Genomic DNA, 18,642 nt, shown 5'->3' on the forward strand with positions numbered 1-18,642 from the left:
AGCGGCCCGTCGGGCGCCGGCTGGCAAGCGGGCATCAAAGACGAGCCGCGTCGGCTTGCCGCATCATTCCTCGATGGCATTGCGCAGCCATTCCACCTCTTCGCCGTCGAAACCCAGCACGTCGAAGCGGCATGGCGGCGGCGCAGCGTAACGCTGCAGGAACAAGTGGGCGGCCACGATCAGGCGGCGCTGCTTGGCCGGCGTGATGCTGGCCGCGGCGCCGCCGTGCGAGCGGCTGGCGCGGGCGCGCACTTCGACGAAGACCAGTGCGGCGCCGTCGCGCATGACCAGGTCGATCTCGCCGCCCTTGCATTGGAAATTGCGCTCGACCAACTCCAGGCCGTGGCGCCGCAGGTAGGCCAGCGCCGCATCCTCGGCGGCGTCGCCGGTGCGCTGGCGGCCGGTGCGGGAATCGGATTGCCCGGGTTGTGCGTCCCTGGCGCAACGGCGCCAGCCGTCGAACAGGCCCATGGGGGATGCCTCAATACTGGTCGGCGGTCGGCACCGGCAGGCCGTCCTGGAACACCGCCTGGGTCTCCTGGCGCTGGAAGTAGGTGGAACCGCCCGTGATCATGTTGACGTTGATGCGTCCGGTGACGCCATCGAGATCGAAGCCGGAACGCTGCTGGGCGATTTCATAGGCGATGCGGTAGGCATCGATGCCCAGCGCGTACAGGCGCGCCAGGTCGGGATTGGGGCGGTCGCTTTCATTGCCGGCCGGCCGCGGATAGCGCGCCACCGCGATGTTATCTGGCTGCAATTGCCAGGGCAGGTCGATCAGCTTGACGCCATCGAGTTCCGGCAATTTGTCGTTGGGATCGCTGCGGCTGAGCGTGAAGGGGTTGATCTGCGACGTGCCGTACAGCGGCAGTTCGGCGCCCACCGCGCTGCGCAACTGCACCGCCTGGCCGGCGTCGAGCGCGGCGAAGATCAGCGCCGGCTTTTCCTGTTCGACGCGCCTGGCCAGTTGCGCCAGGCCGGGCGCGCTGAGGACGTTGCCGGGCGTGCTCAGTTCCAGGGCCTCGACCTGCAGCCCGAGCTGGCGCGCGCGGAGCAGGAAGGAACGGGCGGCGCGCTTTTGCCAGGCCACCGAGGTGGAAACCGCAAAGATCTTGCCGGGCGCCTTTTCCTTCTCGACCCAGTTGGCCACCTGGCGCGCCTCATCGTCGATGGACAAACCGGCGGTGAGCATCATCGGCGGCAATTGCGGCTCGGCTTCGCCGGACAGGTCGGGCTGGGCCAGCGCGATGGTCGGCTTGGTGACGCGCCCGCTCTGGGCGACCGAGGTGACGGCGCTGCGCGAGAGCGGGCCGATGAGGATGTCGAACCTGGCGGAAGCGTCGTCATAGGCGCGCTGCATGTCCGCCACCGAGTCGCCGGTCTCGATGATGGACAACTGGATGTTTTCCTTCTGGCGCGCATAGGCGGTCAGGAAGCCCGTGCGCACGGCGTCGGCCGCCGCGCCGAACATGCCGCCGCGATTGGGCAGCAGCAACGCCATGCGCACCGGGGCGGACGGAAGCTGCTGCGCGCTCGCCTCAGCCTGTGCCAGCGGGGGTACACTGTCGGCTGTCGGGGATGCCGCCCAAGCCGGCATCCAGAATCCGCCGAGGCCGCCGGCCAAACCCGCCAGCGCGGCCATTTTTTTGAATCCAGTGAACATCCCGCCTCCTCCAATGAACCAGAACCCGAGCGTCGCCGCTGCCATCCTGTCTGATGCCGCACAGCAAAACTATCCGGTGTCGGCATTATATGTGCTGGCCACGCCCATCGGAAATGCCTGCGACATTACCCTGCGCGCGCTGCATGTGCTGGCCATCGCCGACGCGGTGGCGTGCGAGGATACCCGCAACACCAGCCAGTTGCTGCAGCGCTATGGCCTGTCCAAGCAGCTGATGGCCACGCACGAGCACAACGAGCGCGAAGCCGCGCTGAAGATCGTCGAACGCCTGCGCCAGGGCGAGCGCATCGCGCTGGTGTCGGATGCCGGCACGCCGGCCGTCTCCGATCCCGGCGCCCGCGTGGTCGACGCGGTGCGCGCGGCCGGCTTGCAGGTGGTGCCGCTGCCCGGCGCCTCGGCGGCGGTGACGGCGCTGTCGGCGTCCGGACTGGACGAGCAGCGCTTCCATTTCGTCGGCTTCCTGCCGTCCAAGGCGCGCCAGCGCGAGACCGCATTGCAGGAACTGGCCTCGATGCAGGCGGCGCTGGTGTTCTATGAAGCGCCGCACCGCATCGTCGAGACCGTGCAAGCCATGCTGCAGGTATTCGGGCCGCAACGCCAGATCGTGCTGGCGCGCGAGCTGACCAAGCTGTTCGAAAGCATCCACCGTTGCCCGCTCGGCGATGCGCCGGCGTGGCTGGAGGAAGACGCCAACCGCCAGCGCGGCGAGTTTGTGGTGTTGATCCAGGGCGCGCCGCCGTCCGACGGCGACCAGGCCGATGCCGAGCGCATCCTGCGCATCCTGCTGGAAGAGTTGCCGGTCAAGCAAGCCGCCGCGCTCACCGCGCAGATCACCGGCCAGAAAAAGAATGCGCTGTATGAGCGCGCGCTGGAATTGAAGAACGAATAACGAAGAACCCGTTTCACAATGAAACGGGTTCTAATGCGCCGAGGACTTGGAAAACAGGTTCAGCACCAGCACGCCCGCCACAATCAGGCCCATGCCGATGATCGCCGCCAGGTCCAGCTTCTGGCCGAACAACAGCCAGGCCACGACCGAAATCAGCACCACCCCCAGCCCGGACCAGATCGCATAGGCGACGCCGACCGGAATCGACTTGAGCGTGACGGACAGGAAGAAGAACGCCAGGCCGTAGCCGGCCACCACGATCAGTGAAGGCCACAACCGCGAGAAGCCGTCGGAAGCGCGCAGCGCGGAAGTGGCGATGACTTCGGAAACGATGGCGATGCCGAGCGCCAGGTAGGGATGCATGTCTTGCTCCGCCCAAGAATCAAAAAAAGAAAACGCGGCTCAGCGTTCGACCACGAACGGCGCGCCGACGCTGCGCTGGCGCACCATCAAGGCCGCGTTCTGCGCATCCGGGCGAGTCGCGTAAGGGCCGGCGTAGAGACGGTACAGGCCGTTCACTTGTACCGCCTGCAGGTTGTCGATGATGCCCGACAGGTTCGGCAGCAGCTTGTCGCGCGCCTGCAAGGCGTTGGTCTCTTGCGAATAGGCGCCGAACTGCAGGTAATAACCGGCGCTCAACGGCACCGCCTGCGGCATGGCCGGCGACGGCGAGGAGCCGCTGGCCACCGCGTTGATGATGCCGCCGCCGCCGGCCATGCCGGCGCCGTTGGCGGAGGTCGAGGTGGTGGCGTTGATCGGCTGCACCGCGGCCACCGTGGGTTGCGGCGGCAAATTCTGCGCCGTGACAGAATTGATGGCGACCGCCCCGGTGCTGACGGCGGCGCCGTTCTCGGCGACGGCATTGGCCGGCGCAATGCCGTTGCGGCGGGCATCGGCCATGCGCTGCGCCTCGTCGGGCAGGATGCGCTCGACTTCCAGTTCGCTGCTGCCGGAACTGAGGTAGCCCAGCTTCAAGGCGGCGGTATAGGAAAGGTCGATGATGCGGCTGGAATGGAACGGCCCGCGGTCATTGACGCGCACGATCACCTGCTTGCCGGTCTTGAGGTTGGTGACGCGGGCATAGGACGGGATCGGCAGCGTCGGGTGCGCGGCCGTCATCTTGTACATGTCGTACAGCTCGCCGGAAGAGGTTTTCTGGTTGTGGAATTTCTTGCCGTACCAGCTGCCGATGCCGCGCTGGATGAAGGGCTGGTTATCGGTGATCGGCACGTAGGTCTTGCCGAAGATGACATACGGCCGGCTGGCGGCCCTGGAAACGGGCTCCACTTGCGGTTCGGCATCGGCCACGTCGAGCAAGCCGTCCGGGATGTGGTCGCCCGGACCGTCATCCTTGTAGTAACCGCCGCGGCCGGAACCCGCGGCCGGCAACGCCGGCACGTTGGACGGGCGTGTCGCGCCGCCGGCCTTGGCCGACGTCGGCGCCTCGGCGCTCTGGCGCGCCGGCGGCGGTGTGCTGCTGCAGGCCGCGAGCAAAACCGGCAGGGCCAGCGCCGCCGCGCGCAAGGCCCTCTGCAAGGTCGGCAGGCGCCAGGCCTGGCGGCGATATTCGAACGATATTGTGTGCATAGGTGGATGTATCCGGCTGGAATTTTTCGCAACGATACCAGAGTGCGTTGCCGTATGGCTGACAACGCGTCAGCGCCGCAAGTTCATCCACATGCCGATTCGATTGCCATCTCGACAACGCAACAACTACGCCCGGATGCCGCGCAAAACGCTCAAGTCTGCACCAGCTTGCGGTGGCGCTGGATGCTCATGAGGATGCCCGCCCCCAAGCCCAGCGTCACCAGGGCCGTGCCGCCATAGCTCATGAATGGCAGCGGCACGCCGACCACCGGCAGGATGCCGCTCACCATGCCCATGTTGACGAAGGCGTAGGTGAAGAAAATCATCGTGATGGCGCCGCCCAAGAGGCGCGTAAACAACGTCGGCGCGTTGGCGGTGATCATCAGGCCACGGCCGATCAGCAGCAGGTAGAGCACCAGCAGCACGGCGTTGCCGATCAGGCCGAACTCTTCCGAATACACCGAGAAGATGAAGTCGGTGGTGCGCTCGGGGATGAATTCAAGGTGGGTCTGCGTGCCCATCAGCCAGCCCTTGCCGGCAATCCCGCCGGAGCCGATGGCGATGGTCGACTGGATGATGTGGAACCCCTTGCCCAGCGGGTCGGAGGTCGGGTCGATCAGCATCATGACGCGCTGGCGCTGGTAATCATGCATGAACGACCACACCACCGGCAGGCTGGCCGCGCCGGCGATCACCAGGCCCACCAGCACCTTCCACGGCAGGCCGGCGAAAAAGATCACGTAGAAGCCGGCCGCCAGCACCAGCAGGCCGGTGCCCAGGTCGGGCTGGCGGATGATCAGGAAACCGGGGATCAGCAGCAGCACCGCCGCCACCAGGAAGGCGTCCCAGCGCAGCATGCCTTCGCGCTTCTGGAAGTACCACGCCAGCATCAGCGGCATGGCGATCTTCATGATTTCGGAGGGCTGCACCACCATGCCGATGTTGAGCCAGCGGCGCGAGCCCTTCTTGATGATGCCGAACAGCGCCACCGCGATCAGCAGCGTCACCCCTATCGTATACACCGGCACCGCCAGCCGCAGCAGCAGCTGCGGCGAGACGTTGGCGGCGGCCCACATGACGATGAAGGCGATCAGGATGTTGCGCAGCTGGTCTTCCACGCGGCCGGGGAAGTTCATGCCGGCCGAATACAGCGTGACGATGCCCACCGACAGGATCAGGAACACGATCAGCGACAGCGCGCCGTCGAACACCGTCAGGTGCGGCTTGATGGTTTGCCACAGGGGGGGACGTTGCAGGCTCATGCCGGCTCCCTTGCTAGGTCCGCGGCGCCTGCGCTCCCGGCCGGAAGGCACGGATGGGCGCGACGCGCACGGCAATGATAAACGAATCGCATGTCAGTCCTGCTGCACATCGGGCTGGACGGTGGGCGTAACGACGCTGTCCTCGACCGGCGCCTCGGTGGGCGCGTCGGCCGGGATATCGGCCGGCGCCACCGACTTGATCGGCTCGTTGGGGCGCTTGCCCAGCATGAAGTAATCCATCGCCTTGCGCACCAGCGGCGCGGCCACGCCGGCGCCCCAGCCGCCGTTCTCGACCACCGCGGCGATCGCGATGCGCGGCGCATCCGCCGGGGCGAAGCCGATGTACAGGCCGTTGTCGTGGTAGATGCGCGAGAGCTTCTTGGTATCGTACTTCTGGTTCTTGCCGATGTTGACCACCTGCGCGGTGCCGGTCTTGCCTCCGGAATCGTAGGGCGCGCCCTGGAACGCAGCCCGGCCGGTGCCCTCCTTGACCACGCCGACCATGGCGCGCTTGATGAAGTCGATGTTCTCCTGCTTGAGCGGGATGCGGTAGCTCTCCTTGGGCACGGTCTCGGTGCGCTCGTGGGTGACGCCATCCTCGATGATCTTGACCAGGTGGGGCTTCATCACCACGCCGTTGTTGGCCAGGATCGAGGTGGCCTGCGCCAGTTGCAGCGGGGTGAAGCTGTTGTAGCCCTGGCCGATGCCCAGCGAGACGGTGTCGCCGGCGATCCAGCGTTTCTGCTCGGGCTTGCGGAAGGCGTTGCGCTTCCATTCGGTGGAGGGCAGGATGCCGCGCCGCTCGTGTTCCAGGTCGATGCCGGTGATCTGGCCCAGGCCGAAGGGCTTCATGAAGTCATGGATGGCGTTGACGCCCATGTCGTTGGCCAGCATGTAGTAATAGGTGTCGCAGGAGATCGCGATGGAGCGGTACATGTCGACCACGCCGTGGCCGCCTTCCTTGTCATCGCGGAAACGGTGGTTGCCGAGGATGAAGAAGCCGGGGTCGCGGATGGCGTCCTGCGGACGGCGCTTGCCCAGCTCCAGCGCGGCCAGCGCCATGAACGGCTTGTAGGTCGAACCGGGCGCATAGGTGCCCGACAGCGGGCGGTTCAACAGCGGCCGGTCGGGCGACTTGTTGAGTTCGTCCCAGCTCTGCTGGTCGATGCCTTCGACGAACAGGTTGGGGTCGTAGGACGGCTGCGAGACATAGGCCAGGATGTCGCCGGTGGCCGGGTTGATCGCCACCAGCGCGCCCTTCTGGTCGCCGAAGGCTTCTTCCACCACCTTTTGCAGCTCGATGTCGATCGACAGGATCAGGTTCTTGCCGGGCGTGGCGGGCGTGCGCGAGAGCGAGCGCACCGCGCGGCCGCTGGCCGAGATCTCGACCTCCTCGTAGCCGGTGGTGCCGTGCAGCTGGCTCTCGTAGCTCTTTTCCAGGCCTTCCTTGCCGATGTAGTCGGTGCCGTTGTAGTTGGCCTCGTCGTCGGAGTCGGCGATGCGTTCGGCGTCGCGTTGGCTGATGCGGCCGATGTAGCCGATCACGTGGGCCGCGGTCTTGCCGTAGGGGTATTGGCGGAACAGGCGCGCCTGCACTTCCACGCCGGGGAAGCGGTAACGCTGGGCGGTGAACTTCGCGACTTCCTCGTCGGTGAGGCGGGTGCGGATGGGGACGCTTTCGAAGTTCCTGGATTCTTCCTGCAGGCGACGGAAGCGGCGCCGGTCGCGCTGCTGGATTTCCACCAGCGTGCCCAGCTCGTCGATCAGGTCGTCGATATTGGTCTTGATCTTGGACGGGGTGATTTCCAGCGTGTAGGCGGAGTAGTTGCGCGCCAGCACCACGCCGTTGCGGTCCATGATCAGCCCGCGGTTGGGGACGATGGGCACCACCGAGATGCGGTTTTCCTCGGCTTGCGCGGCATAGGCGTCATGGCGCACCACCTGCAGCCACAGGAAGCGCGCCAGCAACAGGCTGAAGCAGACCAGCACCAGCACGCTCATGGCGAGCAGGCGCAGCCTGAACAGCTTCAGTTCGTGCGCGGTGTTCTTGAATTCGGTCATGCTGCCTGGAGCCTGTGATGATCTGTTTCAGGCCGTCAGATGGGACGGTTCTCGTCGCGGTTGATCGCGCGGCGCTGCGGCGCCAGCAGCAACCAGCTCGCCACCGGCCACAAGATGGCCGAAATAAAGCTCTCGCTGAAGTAAAACCAGTGCGGGAACTTGCCGGTCACCATCAGCTGGATCACCAGTTGCACCGCCTGCGCCAGCAACAGCAGCGGCAGCACATGCAGCGCCTGGGTGCGCAACGGGAACCACAGCACGCGGCGGTGGATCATGATCGCGAAGTACGACAGCAGCGTGTAGGCCAGGGCATTCTCGCCCAGCAGCGTGGCTTCGTTGACGTCCATCAGCAGGCCCATCAGGAACGCCACGCTGATGCCGACCTTGCGCGGCTGGTGGATATTCCAGAACACCAGCGCCAGCGCCACGAAATCGGGCACGCCGACCATCTGCCCCCAGGGCATCAGGTTGAGCAGGAAGGCCGCCACCAGGCTGAACGCGATGAACAGCGGGTTGGCCGGCAACAGGATGTAGTGCGGATCGTTCATCGTGCGTTTTCCTTGCCGGCAGGTTTGGCGGGGGCGGGAGCCGCAGCAGGTGCGGCCGCCGGCGGTATCACGTTGACCGCGCCCTTGCGCTCTTCGGAGACGTTATCCTTGGGCGTGGCGTTGGCGTCGTCGCCGCTGGCGTCGCGCGTGCTGTCGCGCAAGCGGCGCTTGAACAGCTTGGCGGCTTTTTCATCGGTGGCTTCCGGCTCGGGGCGCGGCGGCAAATTCTGTTCGACCAGCAGGATCAGCAACTGGCGATGACGGTCGATGCCGGCCAGCGGCTGGCAGACGATGCGCGCGAAGGAGTCGGCCGAACGGGTTTCCACCAGCGCCACGGTGGCCACCGACAGGCCGGGCGGATAGACGCCGTCGATGCCGGAAGTCACCAGGGTGTCGCCCTTCTGGATATCGGCATTGGCCGGCATGAAGCGCAAGTCCAGCACGCCGGTCTGGCCGCGGCCGTAGGCCACGCTGCGCAAGCCGTTGCGCAGCACCTGCACGGGGATGGCCTGGTCCTTGTCGGTCAGCAGCGTGACCTCGGCGGTGAACGGGAACACGCGCGTGACCTGGCCGACGATGCCGATATCGTCGATCACCGGCTGGCCGGCCGCCACGCCCTGCTGGGAGCCGCGGTTGAGGATGATCTTGCGGGTGAAGGGGTCGCGGGCGTCGTACAGGATCTCGCCCACCAGCGACTTGACCGGCACCTTCTGCTGCATGTCCATCAGCTTGCGCAGTTGCACGTTCTCGGCGGCCAGCTGGCGCGCCTGCTGCATCAGTTGGGAATTGACGATCTGCTGTTGCTGCAGGCCCTGGTTTTCCTTTTGCAGCAAGTTCAGCGCGGAAAAATAATCGGCCACGCTGGAAGCGGCGTCGCGCGGCATCATCGCCACCCGCTGGAAAGGATAGAGCGCGGTGCCGATGCCCTGGCGGATCGTCCCCAGCACATGCATGCGGGCGTCGACCACCAGCATCACGATCGACAACAGCGCGAACACGGTAACGCGCAGGCGGGCGGAGGCGCCCTGCTTGAACAGTGGTGGGATTTCCATAGCGTCAGGCCGGCCGCAGGGCCGGCTGGTGCGGCCAACTGCAGGACGGGGCACTCATTTCCTGCGTCGTGAACGGTATGAAAAGGGAGCCCGATGCGTTCCCGGCGCGCAAGCCGGGACAGTCCTGCAGCCGAGCCTGCGCCATGGGCGGCATGGAAGTCCGCTCCTGTGGGCCAGTCGGTGTGAACTGCGTCATATCGAACGTATCGGTTCCCCGGTGATCCGGCGGGATCCGCCGGTAGAGCTGATGGCCGGCGAATCTCGCCGGCGGCAGGAGACTTACTCGGACGAGAAGATCGAACCCAGCTTGTCCATGCGGTCCAGCGCCATGCCGGAGCCGCGCACCACGCAGGTCAGCGGGTCTTCGGCGACGATCACCGGCAGGCCGGTTTCTTCCATCAGCAGGCGGTCCAGGTCGCGCAGCAGCGCGCCGCCGCCGGTCAGCATCATGCCCTTTTCGGCGATGTCGGCGCCCAGTTCCGGCGGGGTCTGTTCCAGCGCGTTCTTGACCGCCGACACGATGTTGTTCAGCGGGTCGGTCAGCGCTTCGAGGATTTCGTTGCTGGAGATGGTGAAGGAGCGCGGGATGCCTTCGGACAGGTTGCGGCCCTTGACTTCCATTTCCTTGACCTCGGAACCCGGGAAGGCGGAACCGATTTCCTTCTTGATCGCCTCGGCGGTCTGTTCGCCGATCAGCATGCCGTAGTTGCGGCGGATGTAGTTGACGATGGCTTCGTCGAACTTGTCGCCGCCCACCCGCACCGAACCCTTGTAGACCATGCCGCCCAGCGAGATGATGCCCACCTCGGTAGTGCCGCCGCCGATGTCGACCACCATCGAGCCGGTGGCGTCGGACACCGGCAGGCCGGAGCCGATCGCCGCCGCCATCGGCTCCTCGATCAGGTAGACCTGCGAGGCGCCCGCGCCCAGCGCCGATTCGCGAATGGCGCGGCGCTCCACCTGGGTGGAGCCGCAGGGCACGCAGATGATGATGCGCGGGGAGGGACGGAACAGCTTGGAGTCGTGCACCATGCGGATGAACTGCTTCAACATCTGCTCGGTGACGGTGAAGTCGGCGATCACGCCGTCCTTCATCGGGCGGATCGCCTCGATGTTGCCGGGAACCTTGCCCAGCATCTGCTTGGCTTCCTTGCCGACCGCCTGGATCGTCTTCTTGCCGTTGGGGCCGCCCTGCTGGCGGATCGCCACGACCGACGGCTCGTCCAGCACGATGCCTTGGCCGCGCACGTAAATCAGCGTGTTCGCGGTGCCCAGGTCGATCGCCAGGTCGTTCGAGAAATAACTACGTAAAAATCCAAACATGAATTGTCCTGATGCGCCCGCGCGGGGCGCCTAACTTTTTTGATAGGGGAGTGTCCGTTCATGACCGCGGCGACACGAAAAACCGGCGCCGGCAAGGCATTAATCTGACATTCTACCTTATAATTCATCGGAAACCAGCAGGCACAACCGCCAAAAATTCCAGTCCGATAAGGCCATTTGGCGGGCATTTGGCAAGGATTTCCCGTCTTTTCCACTGCAAAACCGCTGCCGCCGGAGACGCGCCCGGCAAGCAGGCTTTCCGATCGCACCGGCGAACCGGAAAAGCGCTTGCCTCCCGGCTGACTGTGCGCGCCGCCGGCCGCCGGTTGGTGCCGACCTCCAACTCAACATCATGCAGCGCGCGACGGCGCGCCTTTTCGACCATGTCCCTAGCCCTTTCCGACGTCAAACGCATCGCCAACCTGTCCCACCTGGAGCTGACCGAGGCCCAGGCCGAACAAACGCTGGACAAGCTCAACGGCATCTTCGCCCTGGTGGAGCAAATGAAGGCGGTCGATACCAGCGGCGTGGAACCGCTCTCGCACCCGATCGCCGCCATCGAGCCGGCGCTGGCGCTGCGCCTGCGCGAGGATGCGGTGACCGAGCCCAATCGCCGCGCCGACTACCAGCAGCCGGCCCCGGCCACCCAGGACGGCCTCTACCTGGTGCCCAAGGTCATCGAATAAGGCCCTCGCCAATTGCGCCCCCGGGGCGCGGCGCTCCACCCGAATAGCAGATACGCAGCGAAACGATAAACATGCACAAGCTCACCCTCAAAGAACTGTCCGCGCAACTGCAGTCGCGCAAGATTTCCGCCGCCGAACTGGCGACGCTGTTCCTCGACCGCATCCAAGCCAGCGACCTCAACGCCTTCCTGCACGTCGACCGCGAACTGACGTTGGCGCAAGCCAGGGCCGCCGACGCGCGCCTGGCCGGCAACGACGCCGGCCCGCTGACCGGCATCCCGATCGCGCACAAGGACATTTTCGTCACCCGCGGCTGGCGCACCACCGCCGGCTCGAAGATGCTGGAAAACTATGTGAGCCCCTTCGACGCAACCGTGGTGGAACAGTTCAATGCGGCCGGCACGGTCACGCTGGGCAAGCTCAACTGCGACGAATTCGCGATGGGTTCCGGCAACGAGAACTCCCACTACGGCCCGGTCAGGAACCCCTGGGACAAGACTGCCGTGCCGGGCGGCTCCTCGGGCGGCTCGGCCGCCGCCGTGGCCGCGCGCCTGGCGCCGGCGGCCACCGCCACCGACACCGGCGGCTCGATCCGCCAACCGGCTTCACTGTGCGGCGTGACCGGCATCAAGCCGACCTACGGCAGCGTGTCGCGCTTCGGCATGATCGCCTTCGCTTCCTCGCTCGACCAGGGCGGCCCGATCGCCAAGACCGCCGAAGACTGCGGCCTGCTGCTCAACGCCATGATCGGCTTCGACGAGCGCGACTCGACCAGCATGCAGCGGCCACGGGAAAACTTCAATGGCGCGCTCAACAACACGCTCAAGGGCCTGCGCATCGGCGTGCCCAAGGAATTCTTCGGCGCCGGCCTGGCCGCCGATGTGGAGCAAGCCGTGCGCGCCGCGCTGGCCGAGTTCGAGAAGCTGGGCGCCACGCTGGTGGACATTTCGCTGCCCAAGACCGAACTGTCGATTCCCGTGTACTACGTGATCGCCCCGGCCGAGGCGTCGAGCAACCTGTCGCGCTTCGACGGCGTGCGCTACGGCCACCGCGCCGCGGATTACAAGGACCTGGCCGACATGTACAAGAAGTCGCGCGCGGAAGGCTTCGGCGACGAAGTCAAGCGCCGCATCCTGGTCGGCTCCTACGTGCTGTCGCACGGCTATTACGATGCCTACTACCTGCAGGCGCAGAAGATCCGCCGCCTGATCGCGCAAGACTTCCAGAGCGCGCTGGAAGGACCGAACCGCCAGTGCGACGTGATCATGGGCCCGGTCGCGCCGACGGTGGCCTGGGACCTGGGCGACAAGACCGATGACCCGGTCGCCAACTACCTGGCCGACATCTTCACGCTGTCGACCAGCCTGGCCGGCTTGCCGGGCATGTCGATCCCCTGCGGCTTTGGCCAGGGCGACAAGAACGGCAAGCGCCCGGTCGGCCTGCAGATCATCGGCAATTATTTCGACGAAGCCCGCCTGCTGAACGTGGCGCACCAGTTCCAGCAAGCGACCGACTGGCACCTGCGCGAACCCGCGTAAGCCTTTTTATTGAAGAGTCGCTAACCGGGCGCCGGTGGCAAGGCGCAGCGACGCAGACAGTACGGCTGTACGGCTGTACGGCAAGGAGATGCAACGCCGCCAGCGGCGCCCGGTTAGCGACTCGCTGACTAACAGAATTCGCAAGGACAACATCATGCAGTGGGAAGTCGTCATCGGCCTCGAAACGCACACGCAGCTTTCGACCCAATCCAAGATCTTCAGCGGCAGCCCGACCCGCTTCGGCGCCGAACCCAACACCCAGGCCAGCCCGGTCGACCTGGCGCTGCCGGGCGTGCTGCCGGTATTGAACCGCGGCGCGGTCGAACGCGCCATCCAGTTCGGCCTGGCGATCGGCGCCACCATCGCGCCGCGCTCGGTGTTCGCCCGTAAAAACTACTTCTACCCCGACCTGCCCAAGGGCTACCAGATCAGCCAGTACGAAATCCCGGTGGTGCAAGGCGGCAAGATCTCCTATGTGCTGGAGAAGGACGGCAAGAGCGAGATCAAGACCCTGCAACTGACGCGCGCGCACCTGGAAGAAGACGCCGGCAAGTCGCTGCATGAAGACTACCAGGGCATGTCCGGCATCGACTTGAACCGCGCCGGCACGCCGCTCCTGGAAATCGTCACCGAGCCCGACATGCGCAGCGCCGCCGAAGCGGTGGCCTACGCCAAGGCGCTGCACTCGCTGGTGATGTGGCTGGGCATCTGCGACGGCAACATGCAGGAAGGCTCGTTCCGCTGCGACGCCAACGTCTCGGTGCGTCCGGTGGGCCAGAAGGAATACGGCACCCGCTGCGAGATCAAGAACCTGAACTCGTTCCGCTTCATGGAAGACGCCATCAACTACGAAGTGCGCCGCCAGATCGAACTGATCGAAGACGGCGGTACGGTCGTCCAGGAAACCCGCCTGTACGATCCGGACAAGAAGGAAACCCGTTCCATGCGCAGCAAGGAAGACGCGCAGGATTACCGCTACTTCCCCGACCCCGACCTGCCGCCGCTGGTGATCGCGCAGGAGTGGATCGAGCGCGTCCGCGCCACCATGCCCGAGTTGCCCGCCGCGATGCGCGAACGTTTCGTCAGCGACTACGCGCTGCCCGAATACGATGCCGCCGTGCTGACCCAATCGAAGGCAATGGCCGCTTATTTCGAAGCGGTGGTGACTGCCGCCGGCCGCGAACAAGCCAAGTCCGCCGCCAACTGGCTCATGGGCGACGTCGCCTCGACGCTGAACCGCGAAGACACCGACATCGCCAACGCCCCCGTCAGCGCCGCGCAGTTCGCGCTGCTGTTGAAGCGCATCGCCGACGGCACCATCTCCAACAAGATCGCCAAGGAAGTCTTCGCCGGCATGTGGGAAGCCAAGTCCGGCAAGGACAGCCTGGCCGACGACATCATCGAAGCCAAGGGCCTGAAGCAGATCTCCGACAGCGGCGCGCTGGAAGCCATTGTCGAGCAGGTGCTGGCAGCCAACGAAAAGTCGGTGGCCGAGTTCCGCGCCGGCAAGGAGCAGGCCATCAACGCCCTCATCGGCCAGGCCATGAAGGCCACTCGCGGCAAGGCCAACCCGGCCCAACTGACCGAACTGCTGCGCAAGAAGCTGGCGGGTTAAAAAAAGAGCTTCGAATTCGAAGCTCTTCAGATTGCTAAAAACCCCCGTGTTAAAAACACGGGGGTTTTTTATTTATCAAAGCAGCTTGGAAAGATCCGGCAGAAACGGCGTGATGAGCGCCATATGATTTGCTGCCAACTGCATGAAATTCTTGTATTTCTCCATATAGCCGCCTTGTTTAGCTGACTTCTCCAGATCCGACGCCGCTTGCAAGAGTGTCTCTTTTTCCTTCGGATCTCCGATGTTCTCCAGGGCTCGCTTAAGCTCGACGAACAGCCCATTTGACACGGTGGAATCGACGGCATTCGTCAGCGAGCTATGGCTCACCGATCCACCTACCACCACAGAGTTGGTGGCATTGCCGATCTGAATATTGGCCATCAGACGTTCTCCACCAGACTGTCATTTACATCGCCACCGATAATCGTAGAGTCGATTACGCTTTCGATATTGATGGATTTATTGTCAAAATTCATCACTATCTTCTCCGAGCTCTTGGTTTTTTCTGCGAGAGCGTCAAGCAATGCTTTACCGGCCTTCTGCACGAATTGCTGGTCTTCTGCGGCAAACATCCTGCTGCGCCCCGAATTCAATTCGATTCCCAACGCGTATTTTGAAATGGCCGTCGTTGGCTTGAAGGCCCTGTAGCCGCGATAAGCAGCAAACAAAAGTGCTGCGCCTACAGCGACTGCCAGCCAATTCTTGGGTATGCCCAGCACAATGGCAAGAATTCCCATCCCAGCGACGACAAGAATCCATAGTGGAAACTTATGCTTGATCGTATAGCTATGATCGGCGATCCAGATAGAGCTAATGTTAGAAATCTGATAGGCCGTATTGCCGAAAATTAGTGCATTTTTGTACAGAATCAGTTTGCCGATATTCGTGACTTCATTCCCGTCTTCCCCTGACAACCGCATGCTCTAACTCCCCTTTGATTTTAATTAATGAAAACAGCGAATCTAGGTTATCACGTGCAAGTTACGTAACAACTAAATTCATGAGCAAAGTCGTCGGTCGAAAATTGATTTTCGACTAAACATATTTGATTTAATTATTTGTCACCTCAGATGTGAGCTTATGTAATAGAAGGTTCATTGAATACTTCACGACGAGAGATCGCGCTTTGTTTATGGACACGCCCATACTGAAAACTACAGCACTACAATCGTTTGAAATTCGCCCGTTCGATGGCCCGCTGGGCGTGGAAATCGTCGGCCTCGACCTCAACCTGCCGGTGAGCGACGACGAACTGGCGCGCATCCGCGGCGCCTTCGTCAAGCACGGCGTGGCGGTGTTCCGCGACCAGCGCATCACGCCCGAACAGCACATCGCATTCAGCCGCCGCTTCGGGCCGCTGCAGGTGCATGTGCTCAACCGTTTCCACCTGAAGCACCATCCCGAGATCCTGATCGTCTCCAACGTGGTGGAAGACGGCAAACCGATCGGCCTGGTCGACGCCGGCGCCGACTGGCATTCGGATCTCTCCTACATGCCCAAGCCCAGCCTGGGCGCGCTGCTGCATTCGCAGGAACTGCCCGCCGAGCGCGGCGACACGCTGTACGCCAACACCGCCGACGCCTGGGACACGCTGCCGGCGGAAACCCGGAAACTGCTGCAAGGCAAGCGCGCGGTGCACTCCTACGTCTACCGCTACGAGCGCCTGCGCAAGCTCTCGCCGTGGCGCCCGGAACTGACGCAACAGCAGATCGACGACGTGCCGCCGGTCGAGCATCCGGTAGTCACCACCCACCCCGAGAGCGGGCGCAAGATCCTGTTCGTCAGCGAAGGCTTCACCTCGCACATCGTCGGCATCCCCCGCGATGAAAGCGATGCGCTGCTCAGGGAGCTGCACGCCCACATCACGCGGCCGGAGAATATCTACACCCACAAATGGCAGCCGCACGACATGGTGTTCTGGGACAACCGCAGCACCCAGCATTACGCCGCCATCACGCCGCAGCACTTGCGCCGCACCTTGTACCGCACCACGGTGGAAGGCGACGTGCCGCGCTGATCCTGCCGGCCCGGCACCCCCAAAATATGTCCGGATTGGCAACATCCGTTGCCTCCGCAGGAACATCCCCCCGCCCTGCGCAGTCCAATCGCTTCATCTTGCCTGTCCGACAAGACTGGTCTCGATCGCGATTGCGCCTGCTACACTCGCAATTGCGTGCCTGCAAACAAACCCAAAACAGGAGGCTGCAATGAGATTCCGGACTATTTTCCTCATCGTTCTGCTGGCGCTGGTCGCCATCTTCGCCGCCGTCAACTGGACCGCCTTCGTGGCGCCGACCACGCTGTCGCTGATCTACACCGATTTCCAGGCGCCGCTGGGCCTGGTCATGCTGGGCGTGACGGTGGTGCTGACGGCCTTTTTCCTGCTCTATATCCTGGCGCTGCAAACCAGCATACTGCTGGAGAGCCGGCGCCTGACCAAGCAGCTGGAAACGCAGCGCCACCTGGCCGACCAGGCCGAGCATTCGCGCTTCACCGACCTGCACGGCTACCTGAAGACCGAACTGGAGCAGCTGAACCAGCGCCAGGCCGAGCAACAGGCCTTGCTGGCGCAACGGCTGGACACCCTGCAAAAGGACATCGGCCTGCGCGTGGAGCAAACCGAGAACGCGGTGGCGGCCCAGCTCGGCGAACTGGACGACCGGCTGCAGCGGCATAACGTGGCCGGCGCCATCCGTCCGCTCTAAGATCCCGCCGCCAGCGGCACGCCCAAGAAAAACGGCTGCATCTTCCGATGCAGCCGTTTCCATTTGGGGCGCTTGCCCGGGCCGGCCAGGCCGGCCCGATCAGACGCCGTAACGCGTGCGATACGCCGCCACCGCATCCTTGTGCTGCGCCAGCCGCGCATCGCCGCCGTTGGAGATGTATTCGAACAAGTCGTTCAGGTTGCCGATGGAGATGACCGGCATGCCATATTCCCGCGCCACTTCCTGCACCGCCGAGAGTTCGGACAGCGCGCCGTCCTTGCCGGAGCGCTCCATGCGGTCGAGCGCGATCAGCACCGCGCACGGCGTGGCGCCGGCGGCGCGGATCATGTCGACCGACTCGCGCACCGAGGTGCCGGCCGAAATCACGTCGTCGATGATCACCACCTTGCCCTGCAGCTTGGCGCCGACGATGGTGCCGCCTTCGCCGTGGTCCTTGGCTTCCTTGCGGTTGAAGGCGAACGGCACATTGCGGCCCATGCCGGCCAGCGCCACGGCGGTGGCCGAGGCCAGCGTGATGCCCTTGTAGGCGGGGCCGAACAGCATGTCGTATTCGATGCCGGCGTCAGCCAGGGTCTGCGCGTAGAAGCGCGCCACCTGGGCCAGCGTCGCGCCTTCGGAAAACAGGCCGGCGTTGAAGAAATAAGGCGAGGTGCGGCCCGCCTTGGTGACGAATTCGCCAAAGCGCAGCACGCCGGCCGACACGGCGAATTCGATGAATTCCTGTCTCAAGTTGCTCAAGATACATTCCCGGGGAAAAATGGAGTCGAAGGCTGGCGCAACGCATGTTTGCCCATCGGCAAGCCGGGCGCGCAGCCAAATCAGACCGGTATTTTAAATGAAACGCCCTATCGGTTATGCTACCGGCCTTACTTTGCAGGATCAAAACATGCCAACCATCGTCTCCGCCAACCTCAACGGTATCCGCTCCGCAGCCAAGAAGGGCTTCTTCGAATGGCTGCAGAAGGAGTCGCCCGATTTCGTCTGCGTCCAGGAATTGAAGGCCCAGGCCGCCGACATGACCGAACAGTTCCTGGCCCCCGAGGGCTATGTCGGCCACTTCCACTATGCCCAGAAAAAGGGTTATTCGGGCGTGGGCGTCTACAGCAAGCGCGAGCCGGACTCGGTGCGCATCGGCTTCGGCAATACCGAGTTCGACGACGAGGGGCGCTATGTCGAATGCGACTTCGGCGACCTCACCGTGATTTCGCTGTACGCCCCGTCCGGCTCGTCCAGCGACGAACGCCAGCAGGCCAAGTTCCGTTTCATGGACGTGTTCCTGCCGCACCTGATGGCGCTGGAAAAGAGCGGCCGCGAGATCGTCATCTGCGGCGACTGGAACATCGCCCACAAGGAAATCGACCTGAAGAACTGGAAGAGCAACCAGAAGAACTCGGGCTTCCTGCCGGAAGAGCGCGCCTGGATGACCCACATCTTCGATAAGCTGGGACTGGTCGATGTCTACCGCCTGCTGCATCCGGACACCACCGGCGAGGCCTACACCTGGTGGAGCAACCGCGGCCAGGCCTGGGCCAATAACGTGGGGTGGCGCATCGACTATCAGGTGGCGACCAAGGGCATCGCCTCCACGGCCAAGCGCGCCGCGATCTACAAGGAGCAGCGTTTTTCCGACCATGCGCCGCTGACGGTGGCGTACAAGTAAGCAAGCGGACACTC

The 18,642-nt window shown here is 64.1% G+C and carries 18 protein-coding genes and 1 pseudogene; 7 read left to right on the top strand and 12 right to left on the bottom strand.

All coding sequences use genetic code 11. The features are described from left to right. Nucleotides 1–63: 63 nt before the first annotated feature. Together AC07N6_RS17715 and AC07N6_RS17720 are read right to left on the bottom strand one after the other, a co-directional pair. Nucleotides 64–471 (bottom strand): YraN family protein, encoded by a 408-nt coding sequence (locus tag AC07N6_RS17715; RefSeq protein ID WP_494781369.1) that lies wholly within the window; start codon nt 469–471, stop codon nt 64–66. Nucleotides 472–481: 10 nt separating this feature from the next. After that, complete coding sequence (locus AC07N6_RS17720) at nt 482–1,663, bottom strand: penicillin-binding protein activator (RefSeq protein ID WP_494781368.1); 1,182 nt, start codon at nt 1,661–1,663, stop codon at nt 482–484. A 13-nt stretch (nt 1,664–1,676) separates the two neighbouring features. Here AC07N6_RS17720 and rsmI point away from each other — a divergent pair, with 13 nt between their 5' ends. Further along, entirely contained in the window at nt 1,677–2,570 is an 894-nt protein-coding gene (gene rsmI, locus AC07N6_RS17725; RefSeq protein ID WP_494781367.1) for a 16S rRNA (cytidine(1402)-2'-O)-methyltransferase, read from the top strand. A 30-nt stretch (nt 2,571–2,600) separates the two neighbouring features. Here rsmI and AC07N6_RS17730 read toward each other — a convergent pair. The 7 genes and pseudogenes from AC07N6_RS17730 to AC07N6_RS17760 form a co-directional block, all read right to left on the bottom strand. Continuing rightward, nucleotides 2,601–2,945 (bottom strand): annotated as a pseudogene (locus AC07N6_RS17730) (SMR family transporter); the annotation flags it as partial. A gap of 27 nt (nt 2,946–2,972) precedes the next feature. Then, nucleotides 2,973–4,157: a septal ring lytic transglycosylase RlpA family protein gene (locus tag AC07N6_RS17735; protein WP_494781366.1), complete on the bottom strand. Its 1,185-nt coding sequence runs from the start codon at nt 4,155–4,157 to the stop codon at nt 2,973–2,975. Between the two features lie 152 nt (nt 4,158–4,309). Beyond that, a complete protein-coding gene (rodA, locus tag AC07N6_RS17740; protein ID WP_494781365.1) occupies nt 4,310–5,419 on the bottom strand; it encodes a rod shape-determining protein RodA in 1,110 nt (369 codons plus the stop codon). 93 nt (nt 5,420–5,512) lie between these two features. Continuing rightward, nucleotides 5,513–7,480, bottom strand: coding sequence for a penicillin-binding protein 2 (mrdA, locus tag AC07N6_RS17745; protein WP_494781364.1), 1,968 nt, complete (start codon nt 7,478–7,480; stop codon nt 5,513–5,515). Between the two features lie 35 nt (nt 7,481–7,515). Beyond that, a complete protein-coding gene (gene mreD, locus AC07N6_RS17750; protein WP_141914103.1) occupies nt 7,516–8,028 on the bottom strand; it encodes a rod shape-determining protein MreD in 513 nt (170 codons plus the stop codon). Continuing rightward, nucleotides 8,025–9,080 carry a rod shape-determining protein MreC gene (mreC, locus tag AC07N6_RS17755; RefSeq protein ID WP_494781363.1) on the bottom strand — a complete coding sequence of 352 codons (1,056 nt, stop codon included), beginning with the start codon at nt 9,078–9,080 and terminating at the stop codon, nt 8,025–8,027. Before mreC ends, mreD begins: the two co-directional genes overlap by 4 nt. A 279-nt stretch (nt 9,081–9,359) precedes the next feature. Then, nucleotides 9,360–10,403 (bottom strand): rod shape-determining protein, encoded by a 1,044-nt coding sequence (locus AC07N6_RS17760; RefSeq protein ID WP_141914105.1) that lies wholly within the window; start codon nt 10,401–10,403, stop codon nt 9,360–9,362. Nucleotides 10,404–10,786: 383 nt separating this feature from the next. Here AC07N6_RS17760 and gatC point away from each other — a divergent pair, with 383 nt between their 5' ends. From gatC to gatB, 3 genes are all read left to right on the top strand, one after another. After that, entirely contained in the window at nt 10,787–11,089 is a 303-nt protein-coding gene (gene gatC, locus AC07N6_RS17765; protein WP_494781362.1) for an Asp-tRNA(Asn)/Glu-tRNA(Gln) amidotransferase subunit GatC, read from the top strand. 71 nt (nt 11,090–11,160) lie between these two features. Beyond that, nucleotides 11,161–12,627, top strand: a complete 1,467-nt coding sequence (gene gatA, locus AC07N6_RS17770) for an Asp-tRNA(Asn)/Glu-tRNA(Gln) amidotransferase subunit GatA (RefSeq protein ID WP_494781361.1) — start codon at nt 11,161–11,163, stop codon at nt 12,625–12,627. 154 nt (nt 12,628–12,781) lie between these two features. Beyond that, on the top strand, nt 12,782–14,242 hold the full coding sequence (gatB, locus tag AC07N6_RS17775; RefSeq protein WP_494781360.1) for an Asp-tRNA(Asn)/Glu-tRNA(Gln) amidotransferase subunit GatB: 1,461 nt from the start codon (nt 12,782–12,784) through the stop codon (nt 14,240–14,242). Between the two features lie 75 nt (nt 14,243–14,317). Here gatB and AC07N6_RS17780 read toward each other — a convergent pair whose 3' ends face one another. Both AC07N6_RS17780 and AC07N6_RS17785 read right to left on the bottom strand, forming a co-directional pair. Then, nucleotides 14,318–14,623, bottom strand: coding sequence for a hypothetical protein (locus tag AC07N6_RS17780; RefSeq protein WP_494781359.1), 306 nt, complete (start codon nt 14,621–14,623; stop codon nt 14,318–14,320). Beyond that, nucleotides 14,623–15,162: a DUF6232 family protein gene (locus tag AC07N6_RS17785; RefSeq protein WP_494781358.1), complete on the bottom strand. Its 540-nt coding sequence runs from the start codon at nt 15,160–15,162 to the stop codon at nt 14,623–14,625. The genes AC07N6_RS17780 and AC07N6_RS17785 overlap by 1 nt, the downstream gene beginning before the upstream one ends. 212 nt (nt 15,163–15,374) lie before the next feature. On the opposite strand from AC07N6_RS17785, the gene AC07N6_RS17790 reads away from it, so the two are divergent. Further along, complete coding sequence (locus tag AC07N6_RS17790) at nt 15,375–16,259, top strand: TauD/TfdA dioxygenase family protein (protein ID WP_494781357.1); 885 nt, start codon at nt 15,375–15,377, stop codon at nt 16,257–16,259. A gap of 190 nt (nt 16,260–16,449) precedes the next feature. After that, a complete protein-coding gene (locus tag AC07N6_RS17795) occupies nt 16,450–16,947 on the top strand; it encodes a LapA family protein (protein ID WP_494781356.1) in 498 nt (165 codons plus the stop codon). A gap of 99 nt (nt 16,948–17,046) precedes the next feature. Here AC07N6_RS17795 and pyrE read toward each other — a convergent pair whose 3' ends face one another. Next, entirely contained in the window at nt 17,047–17,706 is a 660-nt protein-coding gene (gene pyrE, locus AC07N6_RS17800) for an orotate phosphoribosyltransferase (protein ID WP_494781355.1), read from the bottom strand. Nucleotides 17,707–17,854: 148 nt separating this feature from the next. On the opposite strand from pyrE, the gene AC07N6_RS17805 reads away from it, so the two are divergent. Beyond that, on the top strand, nt 17,855–18,628 hold the full coding sequence (locus AC07N6_RS17805; protein WP_494781354.1) for an exodeoxyribonuclease III: 774 nt from the start codon (nt 17,855–17,857) through the stop codon (nt 18,626–18,628). The last annotated feature ends 14 nt before the right edge of the window (nt 18,629–18,642 follow it).

It is taken from the genome of Herbaspirillum sp. GW821-FHT09A12, from assembly GCF_059418325.1.